Annotated in this window: 22 protein-coding genes and 1 tRNA gene; 3 read left to right on the plus strand and 20 right to left on the minus strand. The window is 65.3% G+C overall.

Annotation, left to right across the window (positions count from 1 at the left end; translation table 11 throughout):
* Positions 1–16 precede the first annotated feature (16 nt).
* The gene (locus tag BLQ85_RS21675; RefSeq protein ID WP_074580036.1) at positions 17–415 is read right to left on the minus strand and encodes a hypothetical protein; all 399 of its coding nucleotides are present in this window, start codon (positions 413–415) and stop codon (positions 17–19) included.
* Positions 416–588: 173 nt separating this feature from the next.
* Entirely contained in the window at positions 589–873 is a 285-nt protein-coding gene (locus BLQ85_RS21680) for a DUF4148 domain-containing protein (RefSeq protein ID WP_074580037.1), read from the minus strand.
* 207 nt (positions 874–1,080) lie between these two features.
* Between BLQ85_RS21680 and BLQ85_RS21685 the strand changes: the two genes are divergently transcribed.
* The gene (locus BLQ85_RS21685) at positions 1,081–2,007 is read left to right on the plus strand and encodes a LysR family transcriptional regulator (RefSeq protein WP_074580038.1); all 927 of its coding nucleotides are present in this window, start codon (positions 1,081–1,083) and stop codon (positions 2,005–2,007) included.
* A 380-nt stretch (positions 2,008–2,387) separates the two neighbouring features.
* Positions 2,388–2,705, plus strand: coding sequence for a DUF4148 domain-containing protein (locus BLQ85_RS21690; protein ID WP_074580039.1), 318 nt, complete (start codon positions 2,388–2,390; stop codon positions 2,703–2,705).
* A gap of 136 nt (positions 2,706–2,841) precedes the next feature.
* Here BLQ85_RS21690 and xylB read toward each other — a convergent pair whose 3' ends face one another.
* The 15 genes from xylB to BLQ85_RS21765 form a co-directional block, all read right to left on the minus strand.
* Positions 2,842–4,341 (minus strand): xylulokinase, encoded by a 1,500-nt coding sequence (gene xylB, locus BLQ85_RS21695; protein WP_074580040.1) that lies wholly within the window; start codon positions 4,339–4,341, stop codon positions 2,842–2,844.
* 3 nt (positions 4,342–4,344) lie between these two features.
* The gene (locus BLQ85_RS21700) at positions 4,345–5,499 is read right to left on the minus strand and encodes a Gfo/Idh/MocA family protein (protein ID WP_074580041.1); all 1,155 of its coding nucleotides are present in this window, start codon (positions 5,497–5,499) and stop codon (positions 4,345–4,347) included.
* Positions 5,496–6,521: a sugar phosphate isomerase/epimerase family protein gene (locus BLQ85_RS21705; RefSeq protein WP_074580042.1), complete on the minus strand. Its 1,026-nt coding sequence runs from the start codon at positions 6,519–6,521 to the stop codon at positions 5,496–5,498. Before BLQ85_RS21705 ends, BLQ85_RS21700 begins: the two co-directional genes overlap by 4 nt.
* Positions 6,522–6,528: 7 nt before the next feature.
* Positions 6,529–7,491: an ABC transporter substrate-binding protein gene (locus BLQ85_RS21710; RefSeq protein ID WP_074580043.1), complete on the minus strand. Its 963-nt coding sequence runs from the start codon at positions 7,489–7,491 to the stop codon at positions 6,529–6,531.
* Between the two features lie 67 nt (positions 7,492–7,558).
* Positions 7,559–8,572, minus strand: coding sequence for an ABC transporter permease (locus tag BLQ85_RS21715; protein WP_139201085.1), 1,014 nt, complete (start codon positions 8,570–8,572; stop codon positions 7,559–7,561).
* Positions 8,553–10,037 (minus strand): sugar ABC transporter ATP-binding protein, encoded by a 1,485-nt coding sequence (locus BLQ85_RS21720; protein WP_074580045.1) that lies wholly within the window; start codon positions 10,035–10,037, stop codon positions 8,553–8,555. The genes BLQ85_RS21715 and BLQ85_RS21720 overlap by 20 nt, the downstream gene beginning before the upstream one ends.
* A gap of 22 nt (positions 10,038–10,059) precedes the next feature.
* Entirely contained in the window at positions 10,060–11,376 is a 1,317-nt protein-coding gene (xylA, locus tag BLQ85_RS21725; protein ID WP_074580046.1) for a xylose isomerase, read from the minus strand.
* A gap of 146 nt (positions 11,377–11,522) precedes the next feature.
* A complete protein-coding gene (locus BLQ85_RS21730; RefSeq protein WP_074580047.1) occupies positions 11,523–12,473 on the minus strand; it encodes an SMP-30/gluconolactonase/LRE family protein in 951 nt (316 codons plus the stop codon).
* Positions 12,474–12,485: 12 nt separating this feature from the next.
* Complete coding sequence (locus tag BLQ85_RS21735) at positions 12,486–13,418, minus strand: ABC transporter permease (protein ID WP_254806498.1); 933 nt, start codon at positions 13,416–13,418, stop codon at positions 12,486–12,488.
* Positions 13,419–13,480: 62 nt separating this feature from the next.
* Entirely contained in the window at positions 13,481–14,467 is a 987-nt protein-coding gene (locus tag BLQ85_RS21740; protein WP_074580049.1) for an ABC transporter permease, read from the minus strand.
* Positions 14,464–15,993 carry a sugar ABC transporter ATP-binding protein gene (locus tag BLQ85_RS21745; RefSeq protein ID WP_083336950.1) on the minus strand — a complete coding sequence of 510 codons (1,530 nt, stop codon included), beginning with the start codon at positions 15,991–15,993 and terminating at the stop codon, positions 14,464–14,466. Before BLQ85_RS21745 ends, BLQ85_RS21740 begins: the two co-directional genes overlap by 4 nt.
* Before the next feature lie 11 nt (positions 15,994–16,004).
* Positions 16,005–17,108 (minus strand): sugar ABC transporter substrate-binding protein, encoded by a 1,104-nt coding sequence (locus BLQ85_RS21750; RefSeq protein WP_074580050.1) that lies wholly within the window; start codon positions 17,106–17,108, stop codon positions 16,005–16,007.
* Between the two features lie 144 nt (positions 17,109–17,252).
* Complete coding sequence (locus tag BLQ85_RS21755; protein ID WP_074580051.1) at positions 17,253–18,230, minus strand: ABC transporter substrate-binding protein; 978 nt, start codon at positions 18,228–18,230, stop codon at positions 17,253–17,255.
* An 88-nt stretch (positions 18,231–18,318) separates the two neighbouring features.
* Positions 18,319–19,320, minus strand: coding sequence for an NAD-dependent epimerase/dehydratase family protein (locus tag BLQ85_RS21760; protein ID WP_074580052.1), 1,002 nt, complete (start codon positions 19,318–19,320; stop codon positions 18,319–18,321).
* Positions 19,317–20,084 (minus strand): SDR family NAD(P)-dependent oxidoreductase, encoded by a 768-nt coding sequence (locus BLQ85_RS21765; RefSeq protein ID WP_074580053.1) that lies wholly within the window; start codon positions 20,082–20,084, stop codon positions 19,317–19,319. Before BLQ85_RS21765 ends, BLQ85_RS21760 begins: the two co-directional genes overlap by 4 nt.
* Before the next feature lie 255 nt (positions 20,085–20,339).
* Between BLQ85_RS21765 and BLQ85_RS21770 the strand changes: the two genes are divergently transcribed.
* The gene (locus tag BLQ85_RS21770; protein ID WP_074580054.1) at positions 20,340–21,563 is read left to right on the plus strand and encodes a XylR family transcriptional regulator; all 1,224 of its coding nucleotides are present in this window, start codon (positions 20,340–20,342) and stop codon (positions 21,561–21,563) included.
* 241 nt (positions 21,564–21,804) lie between these two features.
* Here the strand turns inward: BLQ85_RS21770 and BLQ85_RS21775 are convergent, their stop codons facing one another.
* From BLQ85_RS21775 to BLQ85_RS21785, 3 genes are all read right to left on the minus strand, one after another.
* Positions 21,805–22,677 carry a 2OG-Fe(II) oxygenase gene (locus BLQ85_RS21775; RefSeq protein ID WP_074580055.1) on the minus strand — a complete coding sequence of 291 codons (873 nt, stop codon included), beginning with the start codon at positions 22,675–22,677 and terminating at the stop codon, positions 21,805–21,807.
* 291 nt (positions 22,678–22,968) lie between these two features.
* Entirely contained in the window at positions 22,969–23,805 is an 837-nt protein-coding gene (locus tag BLQ85_RS21780; RefSeq protein WP_074580056.1) for a hypothetical protein, read from the minus strand.
* Between the two features lie 326 nt (positions 23,806–24,131).
* Positions 24,132–24,207, minus strand: a tRNA-Phe gene (locus BLQ85_RS21785).
* Positions 24,208–24,245 lie beyond the last annotated feature (38 nt).

A 24,245-nucleotide genomic window follows, 5' to 3' on the forward strand; every position in this document is an offset into this window, starting at 1 on the left:
CCTTGCCCGGTGAACTTCACAGCTTCTTCCATCGCTCGCCATCGGTGGAGCGGTAGGTGCCGCCGGTGGCGCAACAGCCTCCCGCACCAAAAGCCATACGCCCGAGTGTGACGGTGACCGCGCCGTTTTCCGCACGCAGCGTCTGCCGATCGCACGAGGAGAAAAAGGGATAGGGTTCGGGTTCGAGCACCATCTGCCAGCCGCCATCGCCGGGCAGGGCGCGGTAGACCTTGCAGTCAGACACCGCCAGGTGCACGGGCTTTCCACCGAGCGAGCCCTTGAATACCCGCTCCGGCGGTACCTCCGCCATGGGGTCCGGCTTGGCGGGCGGCACGGCCGGCTCCGGCTTGCCGCAGCCCGCCAGCAGGGCAGCCAGCACCAGAAGGCAGCCCGGGGGGATCAAGGGGATTGACATATTGCCTCTCGCAACAAAAATCACATAAGGGACCGGGCCTGTTTCAAGCGTTGCGAACACGCTGGAACCGCGCGACTGACATTATGGGCAAGCGCCAAAGCAATCGCCCCGGCAACTCTTTCGAGCTGCCGGGGCGATTGCGTTCAAACCGGCTTAGGCCGGCCTGCGCAAGCTTACTGGGCGTTGGTCTTCACGAGCTCGGAAGCCGCCTGGGGGGCTGCACCGGCTTTTTCAGCACGGGGAGCGGCCAGGTTTTGCTGGGCGGTCGCGCCATTGAAGCTGGAAGTGGCGTCGGCCTTCTGGGCCTGCAGCACTTCGCTCTTGACTTCAGCGCGGGTCTTGGTGGCGGGTGCCTGCATCTGGTCCAGCAGGAAGGCGTTCAGGGGCTGGGCGGAAGCAGCGACGGAAGTCAGGGCGGCAACAGCAACAACAGCGGCGGCAACAAAGTTCGATTTCATGATGAATATCCTCTCAAAAGTTAAGTGACGTTCCGGGCATGGCGGGCTCATCTCCCCGTCTGTCCAGCCTCGGTGAGTCGCCTTGTAAGTGGCTTCGGCTCATCGATGTATGAACTGTATTCCTGTTAAATTAAACAAAAAATACCAATTCCAACAATACATTGCTGTTAAATTAGCAACAATAAAGGTGATATATAAGGGTTTACCATGGATCGGCTCCAATCAATGCGGGTGTTCCAGCAAGTCGTGGATGACGGCAGTTTTGCCGCTGCGGCGCGCAAATTTGATATCTCGTCCGCCGTCGTGACCCGCCTGGTCGGCGACCTGGAAGACCACCTGGGCGTGCGCCTGCTGCAGCGCACCACGCGCCGCCTGGCGCTGACCGATGCCGGTGAAACCTACCTGGCCCGCGTGCGGCACATCCTGAGCGATATCGACGAAGCCCATGCCGCCGCCCAGGCCCATGCGCAGGAGATGTCCGGCACCATACGCATCATGACGCCGCCGGTGTTCGCCGTGCACGTGCTGGCGCCGCTGGTGGCCGAATTCGGCCGGCGCTACCCCAAGGTAGTGCTCGACATCCATGTGGACTCGCCGCTGGTGCCGCCGGTCGAGGACTACGACCTCACGCTGCTGGGCGCCGGCGACGCCTTTGACGCCAACATCATCGCGCGGCCGATTGCCTCATCGGACGGTGTGCTCTGCGCCTCACCCGACTACCTGCGCCGCAACGGCACGCCGGCGCGGCCCGAGGACCTGCCGCAGTACCACAACCTGCGCGTCAAGCAAGCCGCCAACCGCCACCGCACCTGGCGCCTGACCAATCCCGACGAAGGCAAGCGCGTCATCGAAGTGCAGATAGAGCCCAGCATGCTGGTCAACCACAGCGACACGCTGATACGCGCCTGCGTGGACGGCGCCGGCATCATGAGCCAGTCCATAGACCTGGTGGCCAACCACCTCAACAGCGGCGCGCTGCAGCGCATCCTCGCGCCCTGGATCACCGGCACCAACACCTTGTACGCGGCGCTGCCCAGCCGCAAATTCATCCCGGTGCGCACCAGCGTGTTCCTCGAATTCATGACCGAGTACACGCGCAGGGTGATCAAGAGAATGGACACGCGGCAGGAGTGAGAGTTTCTTGTCCCCTCTCCCCCTGGGAGAGGGTTAGGGTGAGGGCCAGCGGCCTTCAACTTGCACCACGACACATCACCGTCGTCGGCCCCCATCCCCACCTCCCCCCAGCGGGGGAAGGAGCAACACGGGATGCATGCGCTTCTTGACGCAAAGCTTTCAAAAAACTTTCGCCCGAAAAGTTCCGTGAATTCGCGCCTTCATTGTTCCGATTTCGGCAATGGAATGTTCTGCAAACACGCACTTGTCTATCGCCCTTGCGGAACAAGGTTGGATGCATCGGTGAGCCACATTGATAACGCGACTCAGCGAGGAAGGCCCCTCGGGCACACAGCCCGTCCGACCGGATATTTCAAAAACTGTTCTAAAGGAAATTCATCATGAAATCGAATCTCGTCTCCGCCTCCGTTCTTGCCGTCTCCGCACTGGCCTTCTTCGGCTCGGCCAGCAGCTTTGCCGAAGGCCGCGATCCTTTTGCGCAAGACCAGGTGAAGTCGGTCAGCACCAAGACCCGCGCCGAAGTCAAAGCCGAGCTGGCACAAGCCCAGCGCGAAGGCTATTCCGTGAACATCGGCCGGACCTACCAGGACGTCTATTCGGCACCCGCCAGCAGCAAGACGCGCGCGGAAGTGAAAGCCGAAATCGGCACCACCGTGTCGGCCTCGGCCCTTGACCGCGACTTCCCTGTCGTCCAATAAGCGCATTCCGCGCTGTTGAGCGCTGTTGATCACCGGTGACGGCTGCAAAAGCAGCCGTCACCGGCAGCCACCAGTCGCAACACAAGGCATCCCGCTGTGCATTGGCGCAACGGGATGCCTTGCCGTGCGTGCGCCGTCAAAGGCCTCGCGCGCCGTACAGCGGGGCGACACCGGCGTACAGCGGGGCGACGCCGGCGTACAGCGCGGCAAAACGCGCCCCGCGCTCCTTCCATCGTGCCCGTTCGGCGGGCCGGGGCGTGTAGCTGTCCAGCGCCGCGGGCGCCTTCAGCACATCCTGCGCATCCGCCTTGTCCACACACAGCCAGGCGAGCCGGGCAGCGCCCAGGGCCGGCCCCACGGCGGAGTCCTCGCGCCGGATCACCTCCAGCCCCGTGGCGTCCGCCAGCATCTGGGCCCAGTAAGCGCTGCGCGAGCCGCCGCCTATCAGGCTGACCTGCGCTAGCCCGGCCCCGGTGGCCTGCAAGGCGGCGATGCCCTGGGCCAGTCCATGGCACACGCCTTCCAGCGTGGCGTTGACCAGGTCGGCGCGTACGGTGCCCGCATTCAGGCCAAAAAACACGGCCTCGGCCTGGGGGTTGTTGTGCGGCGTGCGCTCCCCGTTCAGGTAAGGCAGGAACAGCGGCGTGGACGCTCGCAGGCCGCGCGCCTCGGCCTCGGCCAGCAGCCGCCCGATGTCGGGCTCGCCGAGCAGCGAGGCGGTGAAATCCAGGCAGGAGGCCGCCGACAGCATGACCGACATCAGGTGCCAGGTGCGCGGCAAGGCATGGCAAAAGCTGTGCACCGCCTGCCCGGGATTGGAGACAAATTCGCGCGTGGCGACGAACACCACACCCGAAGTGCCCAGCGACAACATCGCGTCGCCCGGGCGGTAGACGCCGGCGCCCAGCGCACCGGCGGCGTTGTCGCTCGCGCCGGCCGCCACCGGGATGGCGCGCATGCCCCAGTGCCGCGCGAGGTCCGCGCGCAGCATGCCCGTAGTCTCCGGTCCCTCGTGCAGGGCCGGCATGTGCGCGCGCGACAAGTTGCAGGCGGCGAGCAGCTCGTCGCTCCAGCCGCGCCCGGCCACGTCCAGCCACAGCGTGCCCGCGGCGTCCGACATGTCGGTGGCGAACTCGCCGGTCATTCGCCAGCGCAGCCAGTCCTTGGGCAACAGCACCTGCCGCACGCGCTCGAACACTTGCGGCTCATGGCGCGCCACCCACAGGAGTTTGGGGGCCGTGAAGCCGGGCATCATCATGTTGCCGGTGATCTCGCGCGAACGCGGCACCTGGCGCTCGAGCAAGGCGCACTCCTCGGCGCTGCGCCCGTCGTTCCACAGGATGGCGGGCCGCAGGGCATGGCCTTGCGCATCGAGCAGGGTCGCGCCGTGCATCTGGCCGGTCAGGCCTATGCCCGCCAGCTCATCCGGGCTGCGCCCCGCCGCCGCCAGTCCGGCCAGCGCCTGCCGGACGGCGTCATCGCAGGCGCGCCACCAGTCCTGCGGGTCCTGCTCGCGCCACAAGGGGTGCGGCTGGTCGACCGCCAGCGGCGCGCTGCCGCTGGCCAGGACCTGGTGCCCGCGGTCCAGGACCACGGCCTTGACGCCGGACGTGCCGAGATCGATGCCGAGGAACATGCGTCAGCGCATCGGCGTCCACTTGGCCTGGCTGCCGGCGGACTCCACCACCTTCTCGATGAAGCGCACGCCGCGCGCGCCGTCGGCCAGGCGCGGGTAGTCGGCCTCCAGCGGATCGGGGGCCCGTCCCGCCTGCACCGCCCGGATGTGCGCGGCGACGCCGAGGTACACATTGGCAAAGGCCTCGAGGAAGGCTTCGGGATGGCCCGTGGGCAGCCGCGTGGCGCGGCGCGCGGCCTCGCCCAGCCAGGGCGAACCGCGGGTCAGCACGCGCGCGGGGCCGTCGATGGGCTGGTGCACCAGGCGATTCGGCTCCTCCTGGTGCCACACCAGTGTGCCCTGGCTGCCGAACACCCGCAGGCGCAGGTCGTTCTCGCAGCCGACCTCGATCTGCGAGGCGATGAGCACGCCCCTGGCGCCATTGGTAAAACGCAGCAGCACATTGCCGTCATCGTCCAGCCGGCGCCCGGGCACAAAGGCCGTCAGGTCCGCGCAAATGCTGTCCAGCTCCAGGCCGGTCACCGTGGCCACCAGGTTTTCGGCGTGCGAGCCGATGTCGCCCATGGCGCCGGCCAGGCCACTGCGCGCGGGGTCGGTGCGCCAATCAGCCTGCTTCTGGCCCGTGGCTTCCAGGTTGGTGGCGAGCCAGCCCTGGTTGTATTCGACGATGACCTTGCGCAGCTCGCCGATCAGGCCCTTGGCCACCAACTCGCGGGCTTCGCGCACCATGGGGTAGCCCGTGTAGTTGTAGGTCACTCCGAACACGCAGCCACTGCGCTGCGCGGCGCGCTCCAGCGCCTGGGCTTCTTCGCTGCTGTGCACCAGCGGCTTGTCGCAGACCACGTGGATGCCCGCCTCGGCGAAGGCCTGGGCCACCGGGAAGTGCACGTGGTTGGGCGTGACGATGGACACGAAGTCTATGCGTTCGTGCGCCGGCCGCTTGAGCTCATCGGCCAGCAGGTCCTGCCAGCGCCCGTGGTTGCGCGCGTCGGCCAGCCCCAGCTCGGCGCCCGAAGCGCGCGCACGATGCGGGTCGGACGACAGCGCGCCGGCCACCAGCTCCATCTGGCCGTCCAGCGCCATCGCCTTGCGGTGTACCGCGCCTATGAAGGCGCCCTGCCCGCCGCCCACCATGGCGTAACGCAGCTTGCCCGTCATGACCCGGCCATCCCGCCCTGTTTGGCCTTGTCGAAGACGGCGTCGAAGGCGCCCGCCGCCGGCTTGAAGTCCAGCCGCTTGCAATAGGCCGCGCTCTCTGTGGCGCCGTGCACGCGGTCCATGCGGCTGTCCTCCCACTCCACGCTGAGCGGCCCGGCATACGCGATGTCGTTGAGCGCGACGATGATGGACTCGAAGTCGATCATGCCGCGGCCCACGCTGCGGAAGTCCCAGTAGCGGCGCGCGTCGCCGAAGCTGGTGTGGCCGCCGAACACGCCGGCCGTCCCGTCGCCCTTGCCCCACCAGACATCCTTCATGTGCACGTTGTAGATGCGGTCGCTGAAGGTGCGCAGGAACTTGACGTAGTCCACACCCTGGTAGCCCAGGTGGCTGGGATCGAAATTAAAACCGAAGCGCCTGTGCCCCGCCACCGCCTCGACGGCGCGCTGCGCCGACGCCGTGTCGAATGAGATCTCGGTAGGGTGCACTTCCAGGGCGAAGTTCACGCCGCAGGATTCGAAGACGTCCAGGATGGGCTTCCAGCGCTGCGCGAAATCCGCGAAACCCTTGTCCCAGTACGCCTGCGGTGTCGGCGGGAAGGCGTACAGCGAATGCCAGATCGAGGAACCCGTGAAGCCGGTGACCGCTTTCACGCCCAGCTTGGCCGCCGCGCGCGCCGTGTCCTGCATCTCGCGCGCGGCGCGCTGGCGCACGCCCTCGGGGTCGCCGTCGCCCCACACATGCGCGGGCAGGATGGACTGGTGGCGCTCGTCGATCAGGTCGCACACGGCCTGGCCCACAAGATGGCTGCCGATCGCGAAGCAGCGCAAGCCGTGCTTTTCCAGCAGGTTGCGCTTGTCCTGCAGGTAGCGGTCGCTGCCCAGCGCTTCCTGCACGTTGAAGTGGTCGCCCCAGCAAGCGAGCTCGAGCCCGTCGTAGCCCATGCCGCGCGCCAGGGGTGCGAGTTCGGCCAGCGGCAGGTCGGCCCACTGTCCGGTGAAAAGTGTGACGGGTCTGGCCATGATTGCCTCAGAACGGGGAGTCGGGGAAATAGTACTGTTTGGCGTTGTCCTTGGTCACCAGCACCGAGGGGATGATGGTGGAGGCCGGCAGCTTCTCGCCCTTGACGCGCGCGGCCGCAGTGAGCTTCATCGCGTCGGCGATCATGGCGGGCGAATAGGTCACGTCGGCCGTGACCATCTTGTCGCCGTCCATCACCTTCTTGATGTAGTCCTTGGAACCGGCGCCGCCCAGCACCATCTTGATGTCGCCGCGCTTGGCCTGGTCTATCGCCTTCTGCACGCCCACGGCCATGTCGTCGTCCGAGGCCCACACCGCGTCGATCTGCTTGAAGCGCGTGAGGTAGTCCTGCATCACCTTGAAGGCATCGTCGCGGTTCCAGTTGCCGTGCTTGGCATCCAGCACCTTGATGTCGGGGTGGCTCTTCATCACCGCCATGAAGGCGTCGACGCGCTGGTTGTCGATCACGGTCGGGATGCCGCGCAGCACGACGACGTTGCCCTTGCCGCCCATGGCCTTGGCCATGTACTCACCCGAGACCTTGCCGAAGCCGGGGTTGTCGCCCGCCACGTAGGCGTCCTGCGCGCCGGCATCGGTCAGGCCCCGGTCCACCACGGTGACGTACACACCCTTGCCCTTGACCTGCGCGACGGGCTGCGTGAGCGGCGCGGACTCAAACGGGAGGATCACCAGCGTGTCGATCTTGTTGGCCGTCTGCAAGTCCTGCACCTGGTTGGCCTGTTCGGCGGCCGAGCCGGCCGTCTTGACGGTGACCTTCAGGCCGGGGTACTGCTTTTCCAGCTCCGTCTTGGTGCGGTTGGCCCAGTACACCACCCCACCCGTCCAGCCGTGGGTGGCGGCGGGGATGGACACGCCGATGTGCGGCTTGTTCTGCGCCAGCGCGGCCGGCGCGGCGCCGAGCAAGGCCAGGACGGCGGCGCCTGCCGCGAGCAATTGGGTGATCGGTTTCATGGTTTGTCTCCTCTTTGGGTTGGCTGAAAGGTTGGCTGAAAAACGGCAGCGCCGCCGGTGAACTCCATCATTTACGCCCGCGCTGGAAGAACGCCACCGCGATGATCACAAAGCCCTGCACCGCGGCGTTCAGGTAAACGCTGATGATGCTGGTGAGGTTCAGGATGTTGCTGATCACCGAAAGCAGCACCGCGCCTATGACGGTGCCGGTGATGCTGCCGGCGCCGCCCTTGAGCGCCGTGCCGCCGACGATCACGGCCGCGATCGCCTCGAGCTCCCAGAGCAGGCCGGTGGACGGCGAGGCCGAGCCCAGGCGCGGCACATAGAGCACGGTGGCGATGCCGACACAAACGCCCAGCAGCACATAGGTGAGCACCTTGACGCGGTCGACCTCCACGGCCGCATAGCGGGCCACCTGCTCGTTGGAGCCTATGGCCTGCACGTAGCGGCCGTAGGCCGTGCGGTTCAGGATCAGGCCGCCCAGCAGCGCGACCACGACAAAGACCCACACCGGCACGGGCACGCCCAGCCAGCTGCCGTAGTACACCGGGCCGTAGGCGCTGGCCAGCGAGCCGTCCAGCGTGATGGCGCCGCCATTGGAGAAGTAGGTGAGGTAGGCGCGGAAAATGCCCAGCGTCCCCAGGGTCACGATAAAGGGTTCTATGCGCCCCTTGCTGATCAGCAGGCCGTGGGCCAGGCCGAACAGCGCGCCCAGGCCGACGGCGCAGGCCATGCCGGCCAGGATGGCGGCCAGCGGCGGCCAGCCGGCGCCCGCGGCGGCGTTCATCAGCAGGATCATGGCGCCCGCGATCAGCGCCGCCATGGACCCCACCGACAGGTCTATGCCGCCGGAAATGATCACAAAACACATGCCCACGGCGATGATGCCGATGAACGCCGTTCGGGTCAGCACGTTCATGGCGTTGTCCAGGCTGGCGAAGTTTTCGTTCAGCATGGCGCCGAGCAGGCACACCAGCACCAGGCCCGCCAGCGGGCCGCCGCCGCGCAGGCCGGCCCAGCGGCGCGCGACCATGGGCGCCGGCGATACACCGGCCATGGGTTTAGTGGGTTCCAGTTGCATGGGCGATCAGCAGTTCTTCAGTGAGCTGGTCCTGCGGCAACTCGGCCGCCATCCGGCCCTGGCGCATGACGATGACGCGGTGGCACAGGCCTATGAGTTCAAGCAGCTCGGACGAGACGATGACGACGGCGCGGCCCTCGTCGGCCAGGCGCCGGATCAGGAAATAAATGTCGCGCTTGGCCCCCACGTCCACGCCGCGCGTCGGCTCGTCGAGCACCACGACTTGCGGCTGCGGCTGCAGCACGCGGGCCAGCGCCAGCTTCTGCTGGTTGCCGCCGGACAGTGCCGATGCCGGCACGCCGGCCGCCGCGCGTATGCCGAAGGCTTCGCTCGCCTGCTTCAGGGCCGCGCGCTCCGCCGCGGGGTCCAGCCAGGGCTGGGCGTAGCGCTCCAGCGCCATCAGCGTGAGGTTCTCCGGCACGCCCATGCGCAGGTGCAGGCCGCGGCCCTTGCGGTCCTCGCTGAGATAGGTCAGCCCCAGGCGCGAGGCTGAGCGCGGGCTGCGCCGCGTCCACGGGCGGCCCGCGATGTCCACCGCCGCGCAGCTCGCGGGGCGCAGGCCCAGCAGGCCTTCAAACAACTCAGTCCGGCCGGCGCCGACCAGCCCGGCAAAGCCCAGGATCTCGCCGGCGCGCACCTGGAAGCTCACGTCCTGCGCCCAGCCGGGCACCTGCAGGTCCCGGACCTTGAGCAGCGCCTGCGCGCCCTCGGGCACGGGCTGCCGCGGCGGAAACAGGTCGCTGAGCTCGCGGCCCACCATGAGGCTGGCCATTTGCTGCCGGGTCACGCTGCCCGTGGGCCGGTGCGCCACCAGGCGGCCGTCGCGCATGACCAGCACTTCGTCGGTGATGCGTTCAACCTCGTCCAGCTTGTGCGAAATGTAGAGCACCGTGGCGCCCTGGCCACGCAGCTGCGCGATCAGGGCGAACAGCCGCTCGGTTTCGGAGGGTGTGAGCGTGGCGGTGGGTTCGTCCATCACCAGCACGCGGGCATTGCGGCTCAGGGCCTTGGCGATCTCCACCAGCTGCTTCTCGGCCACGATCAGGTCGCGCACGCGCCGGCCGGGGTCGCAGGCCAGCCCCACCGAGCGCATCGCCGCCTCGGCGCGGCGCGCCATCGCCCGCTCGTCCAGCAGGCCGTGGCGCGTCAGCTCATGCCCAAGGAAAATGTTCTGCGCGATGCTCAGGTCGTCGGCGAGGTTGAACTCCTGGTGGATCATCACGATGCCTTCGGCCTCTGCGTCGCGCGGGCCCCTGAAACTCACGGCCTGCCCGCCTATCTCCACCGAGCCCTCGCTGGCCGGTTCATAGCCGGCCAGTATCTTCATGAGCGTGGACTTGCCGGCACCGTTCTCGCCCAGCACACCGTACACCCGCCCGGGCGCAAAAGCGAAGCTCACGCCATGCAGCACCTGCACGGGCCCGAAGCGCTTTGTCACCTGCTGGAAGCCGACGTCCGGGTTCATGGTGCGCGCTCCTGCCGGTGCCTCAGTCAAAGATCGCGGCGTTCACGCGGTTTTCCAGCCACTCCTGCCGCCCGCTCACCGGCCGGGGCCGCAGGTCCTGCACGAAGGCGTATTCCGCCACCTCGCTGAGCTTCATGTCCCCGCCCAGGATGCCGCGGCCCAGGTCGCCGTCCCAGCGGGCGTAGCGCTCGGCGCGAAAACGCTCGAGCTCACCGGCTTCCACCAGCCGCGCGGCGCTCTTGAGCGCCAGGGCCAGCGCGTCGATGGCGCCAGCGTGCCCGTGCAGGATGTCCACCGGGTCCATGCTCTGGCGGCGCACCTTGGCGTCGAAGTTGAAGCCGCCGCTGCCGACCCCGCCCGCGCGCAGGATCTCGTACATCGCCAGCGTGAGGTCTTCCACGCTGTTGGGGAACTGGTCGGTGTCCCAGCCGTTCTGCGGGTCACCGCGGTTGGCGTCTATGCTGCCGAAGATGCCCAGCGCGGCAGCCGTGGCAATCTCGTGCTGGAAGCTGTGGCCCGCCAGCGTGGCGTGGTTGGCCTCGATGTTCAGCTTGATTTCGCGCTCCAGGCCGAAGTCCTTGAGGAAGCCATAGACCGTGGCGCTGTCGTAGTCGTACTGGTGCTTGGTGGGCTCAAGCGGCTTGGGCTCTATCAGCAGCTGGCCCGCGAAACCTATCTTGTGTTTGTGCTCCACCACCATCTGCATGAAGCGGCCGAGCTGGCGCCGCTCACGGCGCAAGTCGGTGTTGAGCAGCGTGTCGTAGCCTTCGCGCCCGCCCCACATCACGTAGTTCGCGCCACCCAGGCGATGGGTCGCGTTGAGCGCGCTGAAGACCTGCGTCGCGGCGTAGGCGAAGACTTCGGGGTCGGGATTGCTCGCGGCGCCGGCGGCGTAGCGTGGATGGCTGAACAGGTTGGCCGTGCCCCACAGCAGCGCGATTCCCGTCTCCTGCTGCTTTTGCGCCAGCACGTCCACCATGGCCGACAGGTTGCTGCGGTAGTCCGCCAGGCTCGCGCCCTCGGGCGCCACGTCGGTGTCGTGAAAAGTGTAGAAAGGCACGCCCAGCCGCGAGATCAGGCCGAAGGCGGCGTCGGCCTTGCGGCGCGCCAGCGTCAGCTCGTCGCCGGGCACATGCCAGGGCCGCGCGAAGGTCGCCTGCCCGAACACGTCGTTGCCGGGCCACACAAAGGTATGCCAATAACAGACGGCCAGCCGCAGGTGCTGCTCCATCGTCTTGCCCAGCACGCGCTCCTTGGCGTCGTAATGGCGGTAGGCCAGCGGATTCGTCGACTGCGGGCCCTCGTAACGGACCTGGGGAAGGGATTCAAAGGAGGTCATGGATGCGCCGGAACAATCAAAATGGCGATGCTAGTCCTCGTGCCGCCGCGCAAGTTTGCGAATTTGGCGAGCGCGGCTTGTGAAATTTCTTTCTGCATTGCAGCAATTGGTGCGATAGGCGGGATAGTCGCCGGCATGGCCACCCCTCAGCCGGCTCGCGGCGCGGAAACGCTCGCACCGGAGGTCGCCAGGTAGCAGGCATACAGCGAAGTCGTTGCCGTGATGAACAGCCTGTTGCCGCGCGGGCCGCCGAACTCGAGGTTGGCCACCGGCTCCGGGATGAGGATCTTGCCCAGCAGCTCGCCTTGCGGCGTGAAGCAATGGACGCCGTCGCCGGCGCTGGTCCAGACATTGCCGAGAACGTCCACGCGCAGCCCGTCCGGGATGCCGCTGTCCACCGTCGCGAACACCTCGCCGCCCAGCAAGCGGTCTCCGCTCACCAGGAAGGAGCGGATGTGGCGCGGCCCCTGGGGATCGTGCGAGGCGCCCGAATCCGCGATATACAGCCGCCGCCCGTCGGGCGAAAAAGCCAGCCCGTTCGGCTGGACAAAGTCGGTCACGACCGCCTCCACGCGGCCGCTGACGGTGTCGACGCGGAACACGTAGCGGCCGCCGTACTCAGGCTCTGCCGCGTAACCCTCGTAATCGGAGAGGATGCCGTAGGACGGGTCGGAGAACCACAAGGCTCCATCGGGCCCCAGCACCAGGTCGTTGGGCGAGTTGAGTTTTTTTCCCTGGAACGAGGAGGCCAGCACCGTGCGGCGCCCGTCGTGGCCGGTGCGGCTCACGCAGCGCGTTCCGTGCTCGCAGCTGAGCAGGCGGCCCTCACCGTCGCGCGTGTTGCCGTTGGCGAAATCGGAAGGCTTGCGGAACTCCAGCACGCACCCGGGCCCGGCACCGTCGGGTACCCAGCGCAGGATGCGGTTGTTGGGGATGTCGCTGAACAGCAGGAAATCACCCGCGGGGAAATACACCGGCCCTTCGGCCCAACGCGCACCGCTGTAGAGTTTTTCCACAAAAGCGTTGGGAGGCACCAGGCCGCGAAAGCGGGTGTCGTGCAGGCGGAAATCACCGCGAATCCCATAGCGTTCACCCATGCTCACATCCCTTCATCTCACTTTGGCCGATCTTCCGTACAGCAGCAGCATGGCCAGTATCAGCGCTCCGTAAATGATCTGGCGGCCCGCTTCGGGCATCTGCAAAACCGCCAGCATGCTTTGCAACAGCACGATGAACACGACGCCGGCGACCGTGCCCAGGTAGCTGCCGCGCCCGCCCAGGATGTTGGTGCCGCCCAGCACCACGGCCGCGATCGCCGGCAGCAGGTAGGGGTCGCCCATGGCCTGGTAGGCGTTGCCTGAATACCCGGCCAGCATCACCCCGGCGAACGCCGCCAGCATGCCGCAGGCGACGAAACAGGCGACCGTCATCCTGGCGGTGCGCACGCCGCTGAGGTAGGCGGCGCGCTCGCTGTTGCCGATCACGTAGACATAACGGCCGGCCGCCGTGCGCGTCAGCAGCAGGTACACCAGCAGCGAAACGGCTGCCCAGGCCAGCACCGCGTTGGGCAGGCCCAGGGTCCTGCCCACGGCCAGCTCGCGCATCAGCGGCGTGGCGGCGTCCTGGGGCGCATGGCCGCCGGTGTACAGCACCATCAGCCCCTGCAGCACGGCATTGGCACCCAGCGTGAAAATCATGGAGGGGATGCGCAGCAGCGCCACACCCAGGCCGTTGGCCAGCCCGACCAGCGCGCCGCAGAAGAGGCCGGCCGGGATGGCCCAGCCGGCCCCATAAGCCGACCCCGCGGCGGCGGCCATCATGGCGCCGGTGGTGATGGTCCAGGGCACCGACAGGTCGATGTGGCCCAGCAGGATGACGGCCATCAGCCCCGCCGCGGCCAGCCCGAGGAAAGCGGCGATCTGCAGCTGCTGCAGCAGGTAGGCGGGCATCAGGAAATTGCGGTTCACGGCGCTGCCGGCCAGCAGCAGCAGCAGGCAGCACAGCCCCACCACGGCGGGCGGGTTCAGCAGCAGGCGCTGCATAGGGCTCTTCGCCCTAGCGGTTGCGGACGAAGGCTGCGCAGCGACCAGTTCACCGGTGCTCATCAAAACAGCTCCAGGCGGTTTCTGACGCGCAACACGCGCGCCGCGCCCATGCACACGGCGGCCAGCAGGATCAGGCCCTCAAAAAGGGGCTGCCAGAGCGCCGGCGCATTGAAGACGAACAGCAGGTCGCCGATGGTGCGCAGCACGAAGGCGCCCAGGATGGAGCCGACCATCCCGCCGGTGCCGCCATACAGGGAGGTGCCGCCTATCACGACCGCCGCGATCGAATTGAGGGTGTACAGGCCGGCCTGCGGGCCGCTGGCTTCGCCCGACAGCGCGATCAGGGACAGCAGCAGGCCGGCCACACCCGAAAGCAGGCCGGCCACGGTATAGGCCAGGAACTTGGCGCGGTCCGACGGAACGCCGGAGAGGTAGGCCGCCTGCTCCGACGACCCGACGGCATAACATGCGCGGCCCGTCACCGTGCGCTTCAAAGGCATCCACCCCAGCACGACCAGCACGGCCAACAGCACCATGGTGGCGGGAATCACGCCGAACAGCCGGCCTGTCAGCGCGTCCGACAGCCCCTCGCTGACCTCGCCGCCCGGCGCGGGCCGCAGCAGCAGGGCAAAGCCGAAATACACCGCGCCGGTGGCGAGCGTGACAATGATGGGCTGCAGGCGCCCGAACACCACGATGGCGCCGTTGAGGGCGCCGGCCGCCGCGCCGCAGGCGAGCACCAGCACAATGCCCAGCGCCACCTGCCAGGGCGCCCCGTTCACGACCGTGGAAGCCAGGCAGCCGGTCAGCACCATGACCATGCCGACGGAGAGATCCAGCCCCCGGGTGATGACGGGCAGCGTCTGCGCCATGGCCACGATGGCCAGCAGCACCGCCTTGTTGGACGCGGTGGTCACGATGGCCGCGGAAATCGAGCGCGGGTGCTCCATCAGGAACAGCGCGAACATCACGATGAACACCGCCAGCGCGGCCAGCGGCCCGCCGTTGCGCCGCAATGCCATGCGCCATTCGCCGCGCCGGCTCATACGGTGGCGGCCTCCCGGCCGCCGGGTGAGACGTTGAGCGAGGAGGCCACGATGGCGTGCTCGCTGATATCGCCGCCGGCCAGTGTGCGGGCAATCCGGCCCTCGTACATGATGAGCACGCGGTCGGCCAGGCCTATGAGCTCTTCATAGTCGGTGGAATACAGCAGCACGGCCACACCCCGGGCGGCCAGCTCGCGCAGCAGCGCATACAGCTCCTGCTTGGTGGCCACGTCGATGCCGCGGGTCGGGTCGTTGAGCAGCAGCACGCGCGGCTGGGCCATCAGCCATTTGGCGATCACCACCTTTTGCTGGTTGCCGCCCGACAAGGTCTGCACCGGGTCTTGCGCATCGCCTATCTTGATGCGCAGTTGCTCCACCATGCGCGCCACGGCGGAGGACTCCGCCGCCGCGCTGAGCATGCCCAGGCGCGTTAGCGCCGGCAGGTTGGCCAGGCTCATGTTCTCGCGGATGCTCATGGGCAGGATCAGCCCCTCGGTCTTGCGGTCCTCGGGGATCAGCGCGATGCCCAGCTCCGGGCCCTTGCAGACATGCGGCGCCAGGTCGCGGCGCAACTGGCCGAACACCTGCACCTTGCCCTGCACGCCCTTGAGCACGCCGAACAGCGCCAGCAGCAGCTCCCGCTGCCCCTGCCCGTCCAGCCCTCCCAGCCCGACGATCTCGCCGGCCTTGATCTCCAGCGAGATGTCGTGCAGCGCGGGGGGCCAGCCCAGGCCCTGCACGCTGATGGCGGGCTGGGCCCAGGGCGCGGGGCCGGTTTTCGGCGGATAGGTCTTGGCGACGTCGCGGCCTATCATCAGCTGCACCACCTGCGCATCAGATCGGCTGCCGCCGACGAAGCTGTCCACGCGCCTGCCGCTGCGAAACACCGAGCAGGTGTCGGCCAGCGCCTTGACCTCATGCATGCGGTGCGAGATGAACAGGATGCCCACGCCGCGCACGCGCAACTGGAACAACAGCGTGTAAAGCCGCTCCACGTCCTCGCTGCTCAGCGCCGAGGTCGCCTCGTCCAGGATCAGCAGGCGCGGTTTCAGGCTCAGCGCCTTGGCGATCTCGATCAGCTGGCGGCGTGAAAGCGGCAGGTCCCGCACGCGCTCCCTGGGGTGGATGTCGCCGCACCCCAGCATGGCCAGCAGGGCGGCAGCCTGCGCCTGCTGCGCCTTCGCGTCGATCAGCCCGCGCCGGCGCGGCGGCCGCGACAGGAAGATGTTCTCGGCCACTGAGAGGTCCGGCACCAGGGACAGTTCCTGGAACACGCAGGCGATCCCATGGTCGCGGGCGACGTTGGGCGAAGCCAGGCGCAGCTCCACGCCGTCCATGAGGATGCGGCCGGCGTCGGGCTGCACCACCCCGGCGATGACCTTGATCAGGGTGGACTTGCCCGCGCCGTTTTCCCCCAGCACGGCGTGGATCTCGCCGGCATGGCAGGTGAGATCCGCGCCGTCCAGCGCGCGCACGCCCGCGTAGCGCTTGGAGATGTCCTGGAGCTGCAGCAAGGTCTGGGGCACGGCGCCTTCCTTCAGGTGTTCCCTTCGCTCTGCTTCATGATGTCCGGCGCCGTGATGTTGATGTTGCACGGCGGGAACTCATTGGCCACGTAGAACGTGTCCGGCAGCTCGGGATAGAAGTTTTTCCCCGGCGCCATCTGCGCGTATTCCACATAAGGAATGGGCACCGAGATGTACTGGGGCAGCTTCTGCCCTTGCAGCGCGGCGATGGCCGCCTTCAGCGCCACGGCGACCAGGCCGGGGGACTGCGCGGCCGAAGCACCCTTGAGCCCGTCCTTGTGGTGCGCGTAGACCATCTTGCGAAAACCGTTCTCGCCCTCGGCACCTATGGGCACGAAGGGATGTTTGGCCTCGATGAGCGCACGGACCGTGCCGTTGGAGCCGGCCTGGGTGTAAATGCCGTTGAACCGGCCGTGCACGGCGATGGCGTCCGCCGCCACTTTCTGGGAGGTGCCGTCGTCCCAGTTGCCGACCACCTCGACGATCTGCACGCCCTTGTGCTTTTCCATGATCTCGCGAAAGCCCAGGTGTCGGTCGCGATCGACCGAGTTGCCCGGAAGCCCGCGGATTTCCAGCACCTTGCCGCTGGTGACGCCGTTCTTCTCCAGCCAGCGCCCCATGAGGCGGCCCATCTCGAACTGGTCTTCGTTGACCTGGATGACCTCGTCGGTGTCCAGCACGTTGTCAAAGGGGATCAGGACCACGCCCGCATCCTTGGCGCGCTTGATCACCGGCTTGAAGGAGGTGGGCGACACCGCGATGGTGAGGATGGCGTCGAAACCCGCGTTGATGAAGTTGTCGATGGCGCCCAGCTGCGCGGCGACGTCGGTGCCGGTGGAGACCACCTTCAGTTCCTTGATGTGGGGCTTGATCTCGGGTGTCGCCGCATAGGCCTTGAGCGACTTGATCATCTGGATGCGCCAGCTGTTTCCCGCATAGCCGTTGGCCAGGGCGATGCGGTAGGGCCCCTTGCGGGCCGGGTACTGGATGGTCTTGGTGCTGGAGGAAAAGGGCTTGAAGCAGCCCGGCTCATAGGTCTGCGCCGCCGCAGGTCCCGCAATACCAGCCAGTGCTGCGCCTGCGCCGGCGGCGAGGATGTCTCTTCTCGTATGCATGGTTGTCTCCTGATCGTTATTTGCCGGCCTGGCGGCGGCATGGGCGCGATGGCTAAACCGCGCGGCTTGGTCGTAGTGAGCAGCGACTCCCAGGCCAATCGCTTTGTCACCCTACGAATGGCAAAACCGTTTCTCTCGTGCTTGTCAGTACTTGCGGTTGGGAAATTCCTTCGCCGCGACCTCCGCGGGGAATACCCCCTCTATCGTCTTGATCCAGCGCGGCAGGGTCTGGCCCGCGGCGGCCTTGGCCGCGGCCTCCATCAGCTGCGGGCCCAGCAGCGGGTTGCACTCCACGCTCACATTCATCTTGCCGGCGATCATGGCTTCGAAGGCACCCTTGACGGCGTCGACGCCGATGACGAGGATGTCCTTGCCGGGCTTGAGGCCCGCCTCCTCGATGGCCTGGATAGCGCCTATGGCCATATCGTCGTTGTGCGCGTAGAGGACATTGATTTTTTTGCCCTCGGCCTTGAGGAAGGCTTCCATCACTTCCTTGCCCTTGGCGCGCGTGAAGTCGCCGGTCTGGGAGCGGATGACCTTGTAGCGCGCATTCCCCTTGAGGACTTCGTCAAATCCCTTCTTGCGGTCTATGGCCGGGTCCGAGCCGACCGTTCCCTGCAGCTCGACGATGTTCACCGTCCCCGTGCCGTTCTTCGTGTTATCCAGAAGCCACTGCGCCGCGCGGCGGCCTTCCTCGACGAAATCGGAGCCTATGAAGGTGGTCCAGGTGGACGGGTCTTTCACCACCACGTTGCGGCTTTCCAGGATCACGGGGATCTTCGCGGCCTTGGCTTCCTTGAGCACCGTGTCCCAGCCTGTGGTGACCAGCGGCGCGAGGATGATGACGTCCACCTTCTGGCTGATGAAGGAGCGGATCGCCTTGATCTGGTTCTCCTGCTTTTGCTGCGCGTCGGAAAACTTCAGTTCATGGCCGGCCGCCTTGGCCGCGGCTTTTACCGACTCGGTGTTGGCGGTCCGCCATTCGCTTTCGGCGCCCGTCTGGGCAAACCCGATCACCAGCTTCTTGCCGGCGGCTTGGGCATGGGCAAACGGGCTCCACGCCGCCGCCAGGCCGGCGCCGGCCAGAATTGCCGTGAAAGTGCGTCGCTGAAGCTGTTTCATGTTTTGTCTCCTCAGTTGGTTTTTCGAATCGCGCCGCCACTCCTTGCTTTCAGCTGCTCCCGGTGCGGCGGCGGGAGCAGCGCTGTTGCTATCCGGGATACCAGACGACGCGGGGCTCGTCGGCGGGGCGCTGGTAGGCCCACGCGGCCTCCACGAGCCGCGCCATGTCGTAGCGAGGCCGCCAGTCCAGAAGAAATTTCGCCTTGCTGTTGTCCAGCCATGTCGAGTGGTAAGGCGTGCGCAGGGGAACCAGCGGCACGCCGCGCGTGCGCGCCAGGTAGTCGCCGAGTTCGCCGTAATCGACCGGCTCATCCATGCAGACGTTCATCCGCTGGTGCCTGGCCCGCGGCGCATCGAGCGCCAGCAAAAGCGCCTCCACCAGGTCGTCCACATGCACGAAGTTGCGCTTGACCGGTTTGCCTTGCAGGTCCAGCATGACCGGAACAGCCCCTGACGCGCTGTATTCGCGCGCCTTGTCGGCATCCACCAGCTCACACCAGCGCGGGCCTCCGAAGACGTCGTCGCCAAAAGACAGGGAATAGCGGAAGTCATCCTTTTCCATGATCCAGGGCGCGCGCAGGCAGCAGCTGTTGAGTCCGTACTGGATCTGGTATTGCTCCAGCATGACTTCCTCGAGCACCTTGGACAGGGCATAACACCCCGGGTAGGCGCTGTGCGGCTGGCTTTCGACGACGGGAACGCTGTGCGGATAGTAAAAATGCCCTACCGCGGCATCACCGCCCACGAGCAGGAACTGCCGGAATGTCTTGCTGGCGCGGCACTCCTCGAGCAGCCAGAACATCCCCTTGACCGCCACGTCCATCACCTCGTCCGGCGTCTCCTTGCTGGTGGCAAGGTGCAGCACGTGCGTGGCGCCTTCCAGCGCGCGGCGGACGTCGGCGCGATGCTGGATGGAGCCGTGCACCGATTCGACGCGAGGATGCGGCGGCAAGGCCCGGTTGTGGCACAGCGCGCGAATTTCGAACCCCTCGTAGCGCGCATCGCCCAGCAGGCGTTCCATGAACGCGCGACCGACCTTGCCGGTCGCGCCCGTCACCAGGATGAGATCACGCGCGGCCGGGGCGTTCATGTCCAGCCACCGTCGACGACCAGGTCATGCGCGGTGATCATGCTGCTGTCATCTGACGCGAGAAAGAGCACGGCGCGCGCGAGGTCCGCGGGTGCAAGTTCGCCGGGCAGGCATTGCGCTTTGGCCAGTTCGGCCTTCGCTTGCGGCGTCACCCACAGCCGGATCTGCTTTTCGGTCATGACCCATCCCGGCACAACCGTGTTGACGCGGATGCGATGGGCGCCGAAATCGCGCGCCAGGCTTCTGGTGAGCCCCTGGACCGCGGACTTGCAGGTGGTGTACACGGGCATGCCGCCGGTCTTGACCATCCAGCTCACGGAGCCGAAATTGATGATCGAGCCCCCGCCCAGGGCTTTCATGTCCTTGAAAACTTCCTGCGCGGCGAAAAAGTAGTGCTTGAGGTTGACCGCCACGCCGCTGTCCCAGGACTCCGGCGTGGTCTCTTCAATGAGATGGCGCTGGTCATTCGCCGCGTTGTTCACCAGCACCTGGATGGCGCCTATGCGCTGGCGCAGCGTGCCGATGGCGCTGCGCAGGCGGGGCGTGTCGGTAACATCACATTCCTCGAAATGGACGCCGGGCAGGCCTTCACGCGCCAGCCTGGCCTGCAAAGCCAGGGCGCCTTCGGTATCTATATCCACAAACCCCACCTTGGCGCCTTGCGCGGCGAAATGCTCCACCAGGCACGCGCCTATCCCCGTCGCGCCACCGGAGATGAACACGCTTTTGCCCTTGAGACTCGGATAGCGGGTTTGCTCAGTCATCGAGTTCCTCGTTGCTTGCCCGGGAAGCATTGGCATTTCGCGCACACGACAAAGCGGCGTCTTCGTGCGTTGACGCCCGCGGATCCGGCTCGCGATGCCACGCGACGGGGCCCGGACGGTACCCGCATCACGATCAGCAGAGTGGCGATGCTAGCGGGCGTGCCTGCGCGGCAGCTTGCGAAATTGCCGAGCGTGGCTTATGAAATTTCTTTCTGCATCGCAGCAATCGGCGCAATGTGCCAAGATCGGCCTTCCATGACCAAAAGCCCGACCCCGCGCCGGCCCGACCGGACCAGCGGCCCCGCAGTCCTGCGCGTGGCCCTGCTGTTCCACGCCAGCAAGGTCTATGACCGCGAGATCCTCATCGGCATCGGTGACTATGTGAAGCAGACGCGCGTGGCCTGGGACCTGTTCCTGGAGGAGGACTTCCGCTTTCGCCTCGACGGCATCCACGAGTGGGAGGGCGACGGCATCATCGCGGACTACGACGATCCCGCCGTCGCGCGGGCGCTCGCGGGTGCCCATGTGCCGGTCATCGCCATCGGCGGCTCCTATGAAGACCCCGCCTGCTACCCGGGACAGGTCCCCTACGTGGCCACCGACAACCAGCTGCTGGTGGCGCGCGCGCTCGAGCACCTGGTGGAAGCCGGCGTGACGCGCTTCGCCTGCTACAGCCTTCCGGAATCACCGCTCAACCGCTGGGCGCAGGAACGCGAAAGGGCGTTCTCGGCATGGCTGCTGCGCAATGGCGCTTCGGGTGAGATCCATCGCGGCCTGGCCACCAGCGCGCCCACCTGGGGGAGCGCCACCAAAAAGCTGATCGACTGGCTGGACAGCCTGCCCAAGCCGACAGGCATCGTCGCCGTCACCGACGCGCGCGCGCGCCAGCTGTTGCAGGCCTGCATCGTCGCCAACATCGCGGTGCCCGACGAAGTCGCGATCATCGGCATCGACAACGATACGCTGGGACAGCACCTCACCCGCATCGAGCTCAGTTCCGTGAGCCAGGGCACGGCCGAGATGGGCCGGCGGGCCGCGCAGCTGCTGCACCAGGCGCTGAGCGGCTCGCCGGTGCGCGGCGCCCGCGTGGTGGTGCCGCCGGCCGAGGTGCACAGCCGGGCGTCGACCGCGCGCGACGTCCAGCACAGCCCGCAAGTGATGCGGGCGCTCTATTACATACGCCAGTACGCCTGCCAGGGCATCAAGACCGAGCAGGTGGCCGAAATGATGGGCATGTCGCGTTCATCGCTGGAGATGTACTTCCGCCGGGACCTCAAGCGCTCCGTGCACGACCTGATCCTGCAGTGCAAGCTGGAGCACTGCTTTGAATTGTTGGCCCACACGGACACCGGCATCGCGGAGGTTGCGCTGGCCTCGGGCTTTCGTTCGGTGCAATACCTGAACGCCGTGTTCCGGCGCGAGGTGGGCTCGACACCTGCGGTGTGGCGGGAAGCCAGACAGGCCGTTGAATCCCGTTGACCTGTCCGTGCTGCAGGCCAATACGGGACCACGCTTGAACGGCAGCCTCGGTACACCGTTGGATTGCCGCGAAGGGGGGATAGGGTCGGGTTCAACGCTTGAGCCGACTTTCCCACTCGGAGAGCGGGGCTTGCGGAAAACCGCAAGAAGAAATTTCCGGAAAAAACGTCAAGCCGCTTTGACGAATGCAATCTCACAAATCGTCATTGCCAGCCCGACTTGGCAATCTACGGTTTACGCCTCATCCATTCACAGTCTTTTTATTAAAGTACTTCCTTTTTAAGTTGCGCAAATTCCTGTAGAGAATTGGCGGCAATACTTCCTTCAGCAGAGGCCCTCTCCCCTTTAATGACAATACCTCTTGAGCCTCATTTTCTGAACGAGCTTGAAATTCCGTACCCGAATTGGGAACTTCGTCATAAATTGCTCTGGACGCCGTGTAGTAATAAAGTGCGAGCGATTTTCTTGTAACGCCATCCGGGGTGTTCAAGGGGTCAGGATGCCCGTGATACGAGCTGGCATCGGTGTTAAATATGACGCACCTGTTAAAGAGAGGTTCGATGCCTTTTATTTTTCCGGACATCTCCCTATCCCAAATTTCGAACTCCCCGCCGTACGCTCGATTCCAGTCTTTATTCAAATAAATCAGTACATTCAATCTTCTCTTCAAATGCAGCTGGTTTTGAATTCGAAAATCTGCATGGATACCCAGTTTTCCACCCTTGGTAATCTCATGAAACCCGCCACCAGAGAAGTATGGATCGGGTATCAACGCATCAACTGCGGTCAGGCCTTCTAAAAACTGCAAAAAGGGCGCCGAATTAAAACCCAGAAAGTAATTCAACGCCGCTTGATTGCAGGCGTACGGGAGTATTTGTCTTTTGTTGTGTTCAAAATACCCACCAACATAATTCACGTCGCTATCCAGTTTTTCCGCCGGAAAATTGGCCAGAATATCTTCCGCCATTGCTTCCGGTAAAAAATTATCCAGAACGATATGCGGGTACGGCTCAGCGAAACAATATTCTCCAGCGAGCTCCTCACCCAACGCGCGCGCTAGTTTTGCGTCCTGAAATATCCCGTTCGTCAGCCCAACGGGCAAATTAACCTGCATGTCGCCACCCCTTTGGAAATTACGCGCGGATTGCCTGACCGCTTCGTTGGTAATCTACCATTAACAAAAACTCCCACTGCCATAAGGCGCGAGACGCGGGGACGGCGCTCACCTCATCTGCCGATATCGGTGAAATCGTGGTAATCCCGCTCCGCACATGGAAACGCCCCAGGACCCGAAAGGGGCGCTGGGGCGCATGGTGGCCTGAGGCGGAATCAAAACACCGACACATGGATTTTCAAGCCAGACACGGGCGCGAGCCGCACTCGCCTTTTACCCGTCGAGCCGATCTCAGCCTGCCAAGGCGGCTTCGAGAATAGGCCTTATGTCCCGGCTTCGAATGGCCTCAAATCCGGCTTCCTCTATCGCTTGGCGCCGAGTGTCGTTGAAGACAATGTTGTGGCATTCCTGAACAAGCATTGACGGAGACGCGACGCAGATTCCGGCGCGAATATCCTCTTCAATAATGGTTTCCGGATCAATGTCGGCCACCACGGCTTTGCGATTGGCCAACAGATAAGAAACGCGAACGACTTCAAATATTTTTTTGGCCGTATAAAGATTGATGTTCACGATGAGTTTTGACCGCGCAATCAGCTCATCCCTCGCCTTCCCATACAGGCCGCACACAAAGACTGACTTGAGCCCGGAATGGCACAGGTGATGGAACGCATCCATACGGTCGGTTCCGGGTGCTCCGTACATCAGGACGTCAATGTCCTGGACTGGCGCTTTGGGAATTCGCGTCAGAGGTTCCGCATAACCCACTGGCACGATCCGGCAATCCGCATTGAGTTTCCTCCACACGTCCGCATTCCCTTCGCTGTAATCCCATATCTTGAAATTCGCGGCGGCATGCATCAGCGCCGGCTTCAGCAAAGTCGCGCCTCGAATCTGCTCGAAGTTATAAACAATGGTGGAAGGCGGCAGCTTGCTCACTACGTCCATCTCCAGCATCTGGGCGCCAAAGATGATGTTCGTTGCCGATTCAGAGAAGGTATCTACGCCCAACTCCACCGTGTGCCCCAACTCACGCAGGCCCCAGACGACGGACTCAATAACTTCCTGGTAGGCGTGCAAGCCATACGCCCGGCCTTCGCACATGATGTGACTGACGTGGTATTTCAATTGAATTCCTGGTGTTGGCCGCTCAGCTGAAATTCATCGGCCAAGCCTGCAAGTCATTGTTAAGCGTCATTATCGACAGGCCGCCGTGCAATGCAGCCTCGGCCAAGCCTTCTTGCCGACATGCGGGGACGGCACCGCAGCGGGGCATCTTACAGGCGATCCGTACCCTAAGTGGGGGGCGGCGCGTCCTGGAAATGCGCCAATCCCGCGAGTCTCCATATTGCCGCAGCATTAAGGGCCCCAAGTATCCCGGCACAAAGGGGAAAGCGACACGCCAGAAATCAAAAAAGCCCTTGAATCCGTTAGGAATCAAGGGCTTGCGCATCTGGTGGCCTGGGGCGGAATCGAACCACCGACACAAGGATTTTCAATCCTCTGCTCTACCGACTGAGCTACCGGGCCTGAGCCTTAGATTATATATCACCCGCGAGGGGTGCCCG

The organism is Polaromonas sp. JS666, assembly GCF_900103405.1.
In the GTDB taxonomy this organism is placed as follows: Bacteria; Pseudomonadota; Gammaproteobacteria; order Burkholderiales; family Burkholderiaceae_C; genus Polaromonas.

What these genes read in the sequence shown, in the direction of transcription:
- BLQ85_RS21770 (WP_074580054.1), top strand. Translation starts at nt 20,340, where the DNA reads ATGACCAAAAGCCCGACCCCGCGCCGGCCCGACCGGACCAGCGGCCCC.
- BLQ85_RS21735 (WP_254806498.1), bottom strand. Translation starts at nt 13,418, where the DNA reads ATGCAGCGCCTGCTGCTGAACCCGCCCGCCGTGGTGGGGCTGTGCTGC.
- BLQ85_RS21730 (WP_074580047.1), bottom strand. Translation starts at nt 12,473, where the DNA reads ATGGGTGAACGCTATGGGATTCGCGGTGATTTCCGCCTGCACGACACC.
- BLQ85_RS21750 (WP_074580050.1), bottom strand. Translation starts at nt 17,108, where the DNA reads ATGCATACGAGAAGAGACATCCTCGCCGCCGGCGCAGGCGCAGCACTG.
- BLQ85_RS21720 (WP_074580045.1), bottom strand. Translation starts at nt 10,037, where the DNA reads ATGAACCCGGACGTCGGCTTCCAGCAGGTGACAAAGCGCTTCGGGCCC.
- BLQ85_RS21675 (WP_074580036.1), bottom strand. Translation starts at nt 415, where the DNA reads ATGTCAATCCCCTTGATCCCCCCGGGCTGCCTTCTGGTGCTGGCTGCC.
- BLQ85_RS21755 (WP_074580051.1), bottom strand. Translation starts at nt 18,230, where the DNA reads ATGAAACAGCTTCAGCGACGCACTTTCACGGCAATTCTGGCCGGCGCC.
- BLQ85_RS21715 (WP_139201085.1), bottom strand. Translation starts at nt 8,572, where the DNA reads ATGCAACTGGAACCCACTAAACCCATGGCCGGTGTATCGCCGGCGCCC.
- BLQ85_RS21685 (WP_074580038.1), top strand. Translation starts at nt 1,081, where the DNA reads ATGGATCGGCTCCAATCAATGCGGGTGTTCCAGCAAGTCGTGGATGAC.
- BLQ85_RS21705 (WP_074580042.1), bottom strand. Translation starts at nt 6,521, where the DNA reads ATGGCCAGACCCGTCACACTTTTCACCGGACAGTGGGCCGACCTGCCG.
- BLQ85_RS21760 (WP_074580052.1), bottom strand. Translation starts at nt 19,320, where the DNA reads ATGAACGCCCCGGCCGCGCGTGATCTCATCCTGGTGACGGGCGCGACC.
- BLQ85_RS21680 (WP_074580037.1), bottom strand. Translation starts at nt 873, where the DNA reads ATGAAATCGAACTTTGTTGCCGCCGCTGTTGTTGCTGTTGCCGCCCTG.
- BLQ85_RS21740 (WP_074580049.1), bottom strand. Translation starts at nt 14,467, where the DNA reads ATGAGCCGGCGCGGCGAATGGCGCATGGCATTGCGGCGCAACGGCGGG.
- xylB (WP_074580040.1), bottom strand. Translation starts at nt 4,341, where the DNA reads ATGTTCCTCGGCATCGATCTCGGCACGTCCGGCGTCAAGGCCGTGGTC.
- BLQ85_RS21700 (WP_074580041.1), bottom strand. Translation starts at nt 5,499, where the DNA reads ATGACGGGCAAGCTGCGTTACGCCATGGTGGGCGGCGGGCAGGGCGCC.
- BLQ85_RS21775 (WP_074580055.1), bottom strand. Translation starts at nt 22,677, where the DNA reads ATGCAGGTTAATTTGCCCGTTGGGCTGACGAACGGGATATTTCAGGAC.
- BLQ85_RS21765 (WP_074580053.1), bottom strand. Translation starts at nt 20,084, where the DNA reads ATGACTGAGCAAACCCGCTATCCGAGTCTCAAGGGCAAAAGCGTGTTC.
- xylA (WP_074580046.1), bottom strand. Translation starts at nt 11,376, where the DNA reads ATGACCTCCTTTGAATCCCTTCCCCAGGTCCGTTACGAGGGCCCGCAG.
- BLQ85_RS21690 (WP_074580039.1), top strand. Translation starts at nt 2,388, where the DNA reads ATGAAATCGAATCTCGTCTCCGCCTCCGTTCTTGCCGTCTCCGCACTG.
- BLQ85_RS21710 (WP_074580043.1), bottom strand. Translation starts at nt 7,491, where the DNA reads ATGAAACCGATCACCCAATTGCTCGCGGCAGGCGCCGCCGTCCTGGCC.